The organism is Pseudaquabacterium terrae, from assembly GCF_013266755.1.
Taxonomy (GTDB): domain Bacteria; phylum Pseudomonadota; class Gammaproteobacteria; order Burkholderiales; family Burkholderiaceae_C; genus Pseudaquabacterium; species Pseudaquabacterium terrae.
The window spans coordinates 1-9,076 of sequence record NZ_JABRWJ010000027.1 but is presented as its reverse complement, the minus strand read 5'-3'; the positions used below and the strand labels follow the sequence as shown (position 1 = coordinate 9,076).

The following is a 9,076-nucleotide window of genomic DNA, read 5'->3' as shown; positions in this document are numbered from 1 at the left end:
CTGCGGCTGGGCAAGCTGACGCATCTGCCGGTCTCCCCGTTCGCCGCGGCTATGCCGCGTACTTCAGGCGCGTACGCTCACTGAACGCCGGTTGCCCGTTCCACACGAAACGACGAAGAGCCACTTCCCGCTGCTTGGGATCGGCTTCGTCACCTTTGTCACCGCGCGCATCAAGGCCATCTCGCAGCGCGACGTGCCGATCATCGACCTGGACTGGGCGTTCTCGCAGTTGCTGCACCGTCCGGGCGAGATGATCGACTTCGCGCGCTTCATGGTGACGGAGGTGCCGCAGGCCGATGTTCGCGAGGCGCTGGAGGATTTCAGGAGGCGCAACCGGACCGACATCGGGTTCGAGGCGCAGTACGCCGAATGCACGCCGTTGCAGCGGGCCTTGCTGCTCGAGGTGGCCGCGGGAGCGAAGCTCTTCTCGCACGAGAGCCGGCAGCGCCTGGCCACCTTCGTCGGCCAGGCCGCGCCCGTCGCGCCGGCGTCGGTGCACAACACGCTCGCGCAGCTCGAGGCCAAGGGCATCCTCGCCAAGCGGGAGACCCGGGGCCGCTACGACTTCGAGGACGAGCACCTGCGCAGCTGGGTCGACCAGGTTGCACGGGCAGACGGCGCGGGGCCGAAGCGCGCCTGACGCGCCGGCCCCTGCCCGGTGCCAACGCGTCGCTTGGGCTCGCCTCGTATGGTCGATGGATTTCGCTTGTCGCGCGCTCGGACGCGAGACGAGACCACGAGCCGCTCGCGGTGAGAATGCTCGCATGCTCGGACGAGCCAAGGTCCGCGTCGCACGGTTCGGCGCTGAGCGGCTTCTGCCGCACTTGGCCAGCGTGCCAGGTCCTCGGCGCCGTCCAGCGCCGATGGACCGGCGCCTTCCGCAGCGGCACCTCTGATCAGCCCACTGTAGCGGAGGGCGCGATGAACACGACGGCACCAGGGTTCGCAGACGGTTCGCTGCAGGCGATCTTGCTGGGGCGGCCGCGTCTGATGCGCGGCAGCGTGGTGTTGCTCGAGCTGAACCGCATCGATGCCGCGCTGCTCGCGCTGCTGGTGCTCGACGGTTCGACTGACCGCGCACGCGCCGCCGCGTGGCTGTGGCCGGATGTGGACCCGCGGCGCGCCAACCTGAGCCTGCGCCAGCGCATCTTCCGGCTCAAGCGCGCGTCCGGCGCCGACGTGGTGGCGGGCCAGCGCCAGCTCACGCTCGCCGCGGGCGTCAAGCATGACCTGGGTGCCCTGTCGATCACGCCGCCGCCCGGATCGGCCGCGGCGGTCGACTGGCCCCGCGGTGCGCTGCTGGGCAGCTTCGACTATGCCGACAGCCCCGGACTCGCCGAGTGGGTGTTCGCGGCCCGCGAACGCTGGCGCGTCGTGCGCCGCGATTCGCTGGCCGCGGCGGCCGCGCAGCTGGAAGCCGACGGCCGCATCGCCGCGGCACTCGTCAGCGCCGAGCGGCTTCTCGAGGAAGAGCCCGCGGCCGAGCATGCACACCGGCGCATCATGCGGCTGCACTACCTGCGCGCGGACCGCGCCGCGGCGCTCGACGCGTTCGAGCGCTGCCGGCACCTGCTGAACGAGTCGCTCGGCGTGTTGCCGAGCGACGAGACGCTCGCGCTATTGCAGCTGATCGAACGCGGCGACCCGCCGCCGTCGCAACCGCCCGTGGCGCCGCCGCCGCTGGCGCTGCTGCGTCCGCCCCGACTGATCGGGCGCGAGTCGGCCTGGCAGCACCTCGACGAAGCGCTCGCCGCGCAGCGCCCGCTGCTGCTGGTCGGCGAGCCGGGCATCGGCAAGAGCCGCCTGCTCGCCGACTACGTGCAGGCACACCGGCCGGGGGTGCTGGTGGATGCACGGCCTGGCGACCGCTCGGTGCCCTACGCGCTGTTGTCGCGCCTGCTGCAGGCGCTGCACGCGTCCTGCGGCCTTCCCGACGATCGCGCGCTGCGCGACGAGCTGGCCTGGCTGGTGCCCGCGCTCGGCTGCAGCCCGGCGGCGCCGCTGCAGCCAGCCCGGCTGCATGCGGCCGTCCGGCGCACAGTGGCGCATGCCGCCGCGGGCGGGTTGCGCGTGCTGGCGCTCGATGACCTGCAGTTCGCCGACGAGGCGTCGCTCGAGGCGGTGTTGTCCGCGTGCCAGCACCCGGGTGCGCCGCTGTGGCTGCTGGCCGTGCGCGCCGGCGAACGTCCCGCCGTGCTGCAACACTGGCTCGCCGAGCGCGATGTGCAGGCCGGCGGCGAGTGCCGGCTCCAGCCGCTTCCTGCGCCGGCGCTGCATGCGCTGCTGCAGTCGCTGGCCGTGCCCGGGCTGGCGGCCGACGACTGGACGCAGCCGCTGCTGCGCCACACCGGAGGTAATCCGATGTTCGTGCTGCAGACCGTGCTCGCCAGCCTGGGCCCGGCGGGTGAGCTGCGCGGCACCGCGGACCTGCCGTTACCGCTGCCGGTGGGTGCGCTGATCGAGCGCCGGCTGGACCAACTCGGCCCGGCGCCGCGGCGCCTGGCGCAGCTGCTGGCACTGGCCGACGTCGACTTCTCGATCGCGTTGGCCGCGCAGGTGCTGGGTTGTCATGCGCTGGACCTGGCCGGCCCCTGGCGCGAGCTCGAGCAGGCGCAGGTGGTCGCTGGCGACGGCTTCGCGCACGACCTGGTGCGCGAGGCCTGCCTGCGCACGGTGCCGGAGCCGATCGCCCGCGAGCTGCTTGCGCAGATCGGCGCCTGCGCCGAGGCCCACGCGCTGCCGGCCGCACGCACCGCCGAGCACTGGCGCCGCGCCGGGCGCTGGCGCGAGGCGGCCGTGGCCTTCCGCCTGGCCGCGGCCGGTGCATTGACCGCCGGGCGGCGGCGCGAGGAGGCGCAGCTGCTGCAAGCGGCTGCCGACGCCTTTGCGCGTGCCGGCCACGAGGCCGAGCGCTTCGATGCGCTTTGCGAGCGCATCGGCGCGCTCGTGCAGTGCGCAGGCGGCGACGAGCTGCGCGAGACGCTGCAGGCCCTGCAGGCGCTACCGGCCGACGAGGTGCAGGCGGCGCAACGCGCGCTGGCGCTCGCCGAGGCGCAGATCGTCTTTGGCGAGTTCGATGCCGTCGCCGCCGCCATGCCGGCGGCCATCGCGCGCCTGGCCGGCGATGCCGACGCGGCGCTGCTCGGCGCGCGGCGGCTCGCGGTGGCGCTGCTGAACCTCGGCCGCCCGGCGGACGCCGCGGCGCTGCTCGCTGGCGGCCTGCCGCGCCTGGCGCAGCTGCGCTCGGCGCGCCCGCGCTACGAGTTCCTCGGCGAGCTCGGCACCGTGCTCGAACGCTGCAACCGGCGTCGCGAAGGCTTCGAGCACCTGCAGCACGGCATCCGCCTGGCGCTACAGGACGAGGACGTCGGCACGGCGGCCACTATGTACGCGAACCTCGGCGTCAACCGCGTCTTCTGGGGCGACGCCGACGCCGCCATCGAAGCCACCGAGCGCGGCCTGCGGCTGCGCCAGCAGCACGACGGCCTGGCCGGGCTGGCCAGCGGCATCGACATGACGCTGGGCGCGATGTGCCGCGACGTCGGGCGCTACGCCGAAGCAATCGAGCGGCTCGAACGCTCGCACGCCGCTTTCGAAGCTGACGCGAACCGCCTGTGGACCGCCAACGCCGGCAACCACCTCGCGCTGCTGTGGCTGCAGCTCGGCCAGTGGGCGCGCGCCACGCGCCTGTTGCAGGACGATGGTGACGACGGGCTGCCGCCCTTCATCAGCGGCCGCCGCGTTGCCCTGCGCGCGCTGGCGCAGCACGCGCAGGGGCGGCCCGCGCTGGCCGGGCTCGATGCGGCGCTGGCCACGCTGGCCGCGGGCGACCGCGCAGACGTGCGGCTGGCGATCCAGCTCGAACGCAGCCGCCACCTCGAAGCCGCGGCGGCGCTGGCGCTGTGCGAGGCGGTGGCCGCCGAAGCGCGCGCGGCCGAGCTGATGGGCCACACGATCGGCGCCCAGGCGCTGGCGATCGACGCCCTGCTGCGCGCCGGCGACGCGCAGCAGGCGGCGCTGCGCGCCGAAGCGCTGTGCGCAGACGGCACGCTGCTCGCGCCGACCGGCTTCTACCGGCCCGAGCTCGGGCTGCTGATCGCGCGCGGGCTGCAGGCCGGCGGTCGCAGCGCGCAAGCGGCGCAGGTGCGCGCGCAAGCGCTCGACTGGGTGCAGCGCGCCGTTCACGAGCTGCCGGCGCCGTTCCACGACAGCTTCCTGCGGCGCAACGCGGTGAACCGCGCGCTCGCCGGGTAACCCCCCGGTAACGCGGCCCTCCTAGGCTGCGAACGCCCGGAAGTGCCGGGTGAACGCAGGGAGTGGTGGTCATGAAGAACGCATGCCTGTGGCGAGTCATTCGGCACCGCGCCGCTGTCCTCTCATGCGCGCTGGCACTGTCGTCCTGCGGCGGCGGTGCCCCGCCTGCCGGCGACGATCGGCCCGCATCGTCGGACAGCCCTCCCTCCCAGCGGCGGGCCTTGGCCTTGCCACCGCCCGCACCCGCGGTGCCCGACGCGGCCGCCCTGTTCGACTGGGCCGAGCGCACATACGCGCAATATTTTCCCGGCCCGCAGGCAAACCAGGTGTCGCCGCCCTACACCTACCGCCACTACCCGACGACGGGCAACTACGTCGGCGTCGCTGGCGACGATGTCTACATCCTCGGGCCGGTGAGCGGCGGGGCCTTGCAGCACGTGGGCAAGCGCAGCGATTTCGCCTGTCTCGTCTACCCTGCATCGTGTGCGGCCACTGCCGTGGCCCAAGTCCACAGCGGTGGCACCGTGGTCTACGTGCGCCTGCGCGATGGCCGCCTCTACGCCAAGGGCAGCGGCGCCAACTGCCAGATCGGTGATGGTGACGCGGTGGACCGTCCGGTGCCCGTCAGCCTGGGCGGTAACTGGACGAGCATCACCGGCAGGGGCACGCTGGTCGGTCTGAAAGACGACGGCAGCGTCTGGGCCTGGGGCATCAATGTCGGCGACGGCAGCAAGTCGCACCGCTGCGCACCCAAGCGCGTGGCCGAAGGCTTCCGGCAGGTGGCGAACGGAGCACACGCCGAGTATTCCCGCGGACCCACGATCGGCGTCAAGCTGGATGGAAGCTTGTGGGTGTGGGGGCCCAACATCCTTCGGAACTCAACCGAGTTCGAGCCGCACGAGTTCCTGACGCCGACACGGCTGGGCAACGACGCGGACTGGACGCAGGCCGTCGCGGGCGCCGACCACCTGCTGGCGGTCAAGCGCGACGGCAGCCTGTGGGCCTGGGGCCGTAACGCCTACGGCCAGCTCGGCAATGGCAAGGCGGTGATCGTCGTAGCGGAAGTGACGCCGCAGCGGGTGCTGGAGCACGTGGTGGCGATTGCGGCGGCGAGTTATCGCAGCTACGCGGTCACTTCATCGGGCGCGCTGTACGGATGGGGATGGAACGCGCTCGACGGCCTGGTCGGCGACGACACGAACATCGATCGCCACACGCCGACCCTGATCGGCCAGGGCTTCGTGAGCGTCAGTGCGTCCGATGAACGTGTCGTCGCGCTCAAGGCCGACGGGAGCGCCTGGTCCTGGGGCCCGAATCAGCAGTTTCACGGCGTCGTGGGTGATGGAACGCTGGTACCACGGGCAGCACCGGTGCAGGTCGCGACCGGCATGGCGCAGGTGACGACCTCGAGCCAAGGCGCGGTGGCGCTTGACACGCAGGGCCGCCTGTGGGGCTGGGGCACCTATGACTTCGCGCGCGACGCGAGGTCCGGCAACTTTCTCTACATGACTCACCGCGTGCCGACAATGTTCAGCTACTTCCCGTGAAGCGTGCGCGCTCAGTCCACGCCACAGCAAGATCACCCAGCACCGCGTGCATGTCCGGCACTTTCCACGGGACGGGATGTTTCCAAGTCCGATGGAAATCAGTGGAAATCCAACAGGTGAACCGTGCTTCGCCGCCTGGAAGGACGCACTCGCCATCGCCGGTGCCTGCTTGAGCCCGCGACCTGGTGGCCATCTGCTATCGCAGCTCGGAGCTTCCCTTGCCCGCACGTTCCGGCGTGCCGGCCCCATCCGGTGTTATGTCAAAACGTCGCGGTCTGTACGCCTTTGACGGAATGACCCCATTGCCGACGAAAGCCGTCCCTGTCGGAGTGGGAGCAATTGCCTGCCGGACGTATCGGTCCAGCACGGCTGGAACTAGGCTTCTTCTTGCCGAAACAGCCTTCGAGCCAACTTTGGCGGCGTAAGTAACCAACTGAGGGCAAGAAACAATCTGTACTCTGATGTGGGGTGCAAACGCAATGTCGGGTATCGCAGCATCTCGATAGCCTCGTCAATGCTGAAGAACCGATAGTCAGTGAATTCGTAGTCCTGGCGGGGTTTTGCGCTAATAATCGCTGACAACATGGCAGCATCGATGGAAAGACGCGCCACGCAGCAGAGTCCACAGTTCAAGTTGTGACCTTCGATAAAGACCGACAGCACACGAATGTTGTCGATGACGTAGTCATCGGGCTCAACCACACCCAACTCTTCACGCAGCGCCCTTTTCATCCAAGTGCCCACACGCTGATAGACATCTGAAGCCGACATATCATCCACTCGGAGTTGCTCCTCGATCGAGAACGACCAGCAGCCACCAAAATAGTCCTTTTTCATTGACGCCTCGGTTCCGAGAAGCTGGTCGTCGTCCGAAATGATTACGGCGTGAATGACGAATACGTTGGCGAAGGGGATGTCGCCCCTCAGTATCGAGCGGATAGCATCTTGCTTGCGATGCTGGTCCGGGGCCAACCTATGATTCGTGTACTGCGCTTGGGAATATTTGCATTGCTGGACTTCAAGAGTCAACCTGGGTGAATCGGAAAAGCTGACTGGGTTCTTTGCAAGTCGACAGGAATCCATGTCACGCTGATACCACCGTTTTGACCTACTCTCCTTGCGGAATTGGCTGTATAGCGTTTGGTCGGCTCGAGGAAGGGCGAATGGGTGTCCACCCATAAGAAACCGGAGCTCGATCGCGTCAATCTTCCACCCCAGCGGGAAGTCTGGACACAGTTGGAGAGTAAGATTCTCACCCCAGCTAATGGTGCTTGATGAAAATGGCGTGATCGACGGGCTCGTGCGCTCGCGTGCAAGGCCCGCCAGCAGCAGCTCCCATCTGCGCCGTTTGCAATAGTAGGAAAGAGCCCACTCACCGAGCCACACGACTAGTATCAGAATAACAACCCCGAATAGGAGATAGAACAGTGGGAGCTCAGGATTCGTCATCCTCTCTATGATGAACTGAAAGCTAACTGCACTGTCTCCGGTAAAGACATTCACTGCGGCACCGATTACTGCCCCTACACACAAAGACGTTGTTGTTGAGCGCCATCGCAGTAGCGCTATCCTGAGTCGAAAGGCAATCTCGTCGAATCGTCGAGTCAGAAACATCTGTCGCCCTCAGGAACTGTAAATAAGGCATCTGCCCGCACCCGATCCTACCTTGCCGCGCCTGTTGCGGGAATCATTCAGGTAGCGAATCACCGTTCGCGAGGGCGGGGGATTCTTTCCACGACGAAAGCGCGACGAGTGGCTCATCCGCACGTGCGCGCTGGCCGAAGAGGCGGACGGCGCGCTGATGACGAAGCACAGTGGATTTGGAGAATGCGGCCTCATGTGGCCGTGGCACTGATGGGCGCGATGGTGGTGAAACTCCCGCGTGGGGCTCCTAGGCTATCTAGGCCGTCCAATGACTGTCGTTCGCCGCTCGCATCTTCAGCAGCTGTTTGAGCCGACTGAGCAGCTTTGCGGGGACGTCGTCGCGGCGCCCGTTCGCTCGAAGCGGATGGTCGAACAGGTCGTGGGTGTAGCGCCTTTCGCCCGTGCGACGAAGAGGCTCGATGCAGCCACCGAGTAGCAGCCACATGCGGTCCGCCTTGTGAAGGCTCGAGGTGTGGATGGCGCCGCGGCTCATGACCGGCTCCTTCGCGTCTTGCGGGCAGCCCCCGACGGCGGTGTCAAACGCAGCGAAGTTGCCCCACCCTCGCTCCGCCACTTCACCTATGGAGCCCCGCTTCATCGGTGGCAACATCACTTCAATTTCTATTCCATAGAACTTGCCACTCGCGGTGATCTTGCAGTAAATCCGCCACTCTTGCGATGCCGTGCAAAAACCGCCCCGCCGCCGCGGCAACGTCCGCCGACGCGAACGCTGCTTCACACGCGGGAACCCCACCTGGGTCGCCCCGTCGGTCGCCGCGCTCCGGCGGTCCATCGCACCGCTGCGACTTCGGAGCGCTGCCATCACTCGGGCTGGCGACCTAGCTTGCCGACATCCCGTCCGTTGCCACAGCTCGCATTACCCCGGCTCGGTGGCGCAGGTGCTGCGCTGGCTCGACGACGACCTGGCGCCTGCCCGCTTGGTTCTGGTCATGCCTGGCGGAGTCCATGCACGACCACGGGCACTTCGTGCTCCGTAGCCTGGTCAGCCGCGGTCAGCCACCCTGCAAACTCGTAGCGCTATGAGCTCGCTGCTGGGGACCAGTGTCATCTTTACTTCAATCTCTTCTAAGTCCCTGTCACGCAAGGACGATTTGATTGATCGCAGCCAAAGTGGACCACTTGTGGCGACTTTACCGGCACAAATGGGGCAACTTCACTGCGTTTGACACCCGAACAGGGCCCCGCCCTCGCAACCCATCCTGCGGCCCTCATGGGCAACGCCGCGCCACGGTTCTACACCGAGGGAGGGCTGTCGACTGGGGCGCGACATTCAGGATGTCCGGACATCCTGAATGTCGCGCCCCACTTCAGGCTCCGCGAGACGATTGCCGATTCACCCGAGATTGACGCCCTGTCGCTCGCTCGTTTCGACAATGAAGGTCTGCGGATTAGCCCAGTCAATAAAGACGAACCGGGCAACGATGCCGCATTGCTCAATCGACTCGCCACATTGATTGCGGCCATGGACAAGCGCGACGAGCTTTAGACCGAAGTTCCAGCACCCGCCGAACGAGTTTGTTCTTGTGCCACAGGCACTTGGCGTGAGATCTGGGTTCGCGTTTCTGTCTACGGCCGGATCTGCTTGATCAGATCGAGCGCGTGACGTTGCG

The 9,076-nt window shown here is 67.7% G+C and carries 6 protein-coding genes; 4 read left to right on the top strand and 2 right to left on the bottom strand.

The genetic code is table 11. The features are described from left to right. Positions 1–91: 91 nt before the first annotated feature. The 3 genes from HLB44_RS36285 (at position 92) to HLB44_RS36275 (ending at position 5,801) form a co-directional block, all read left to right on the top strand. Positions 92–640 (top strand): hypothetical protein, encoded by a 549-nt coding sequence (locus HLB44_RS36285; RefSeq protein ID WP_173135635.1) that lies wholly within the window; start codon positions 92–94, stop codon positions 638–640. 281 nt (positions 641–921) lie between these two features. Beyond that, positions 922–4,254 carry a BTAD domain-containing putative transcriptional regulator gene (locus tag HLB44_RS36280; protein WP_173135633.1) on the top strand — a complete coding sequence of 1,111 codons (3,333 nt, stop codon included), beginning with the start codon at positions 922–924 and terminating at the stop codon, positions 4,252–4,254. Positions 4,255–4,502: 248 nt separating this feature from the next. Further along, positions 4,503–5,801, top strand: coding sequence for an RCC1 domain-containing protein (locus HLB44_RS36275; RefSeq protein ID WP_173135630.1), 1,299 nt, complete (start codon positions 4,503–4,505; stop codon positions 5,799–5,801). 375 nt (positions 5,802–6,176) lie between these two features. On the opposite strand, the gene HLB44_RS36270 is transcribed toward HLB44_RS36275, so the two are convergent. Beyond that, complete coding sequence (locus HLB44_RS36270; protein WP_173135627.1) at positions 6,177–7,304, bottom strand: NUDIX hydrolase; 1,128 nt, start codon at positions 7,302–7,304, stop codon at positions 6,177–6,179. A 397-nt stretch (positions 7,305–7,701) separates the two neighbouring features. After that, positions 7,702–8,238, bottom strand: coding sequence for a hypothetical protein (locus HLB44_RS36265; protein ID WP_173135624.1), 537 nt, complete (start codon positions 8,236–8,238; stop codon positions 7,702–7,704). A gap of 438 nt (positions 8,239–8,676) precedes the next feature. Here HLB44_RS36265 and HLB44_RS36260 point away from each other — a divergent pair, with 438 nt between their 5' ends. Beyond that, positions 8,677–8,952 (top strand): hypothetical protein, encoded by a 276-nt coding sequence (locus HLB44_RS36260; RefSeq protein ID WP_173135621.1) that lies wholly within the window; start codon positions 8,677–8,679, stop codon positions 8,950–8,952. Positions 8,953–9,076: the final 124 nt, after the last annotated feature.

What these genes read in the sequence shown, in the direction of transcription:
- HLB44_RS36280 (WP_173135633.1), top strand. Translation starts at nt 922, where the DNA reads ATGAACACGACGGCACCAGGGTTCGCAGACGGTTCGCTGCAGGCGATC.
- HLB44_RS36265 (WP_173135624.1), bottom strand. Translation starts at nt 8,238, where the DNA reads ATGGACCGCCGGAGCGCGGCGACCGACGGGGCGACCCAGGTGGGGTTC.
- HLB44_RS36260 (WP_173135621.1), top strand. Translation starts at nt 8,677, where the DNA reads ATGGGCAACGCCGCGCCACGGTTCTACACCGAGGGAGGGCTGTCGACT.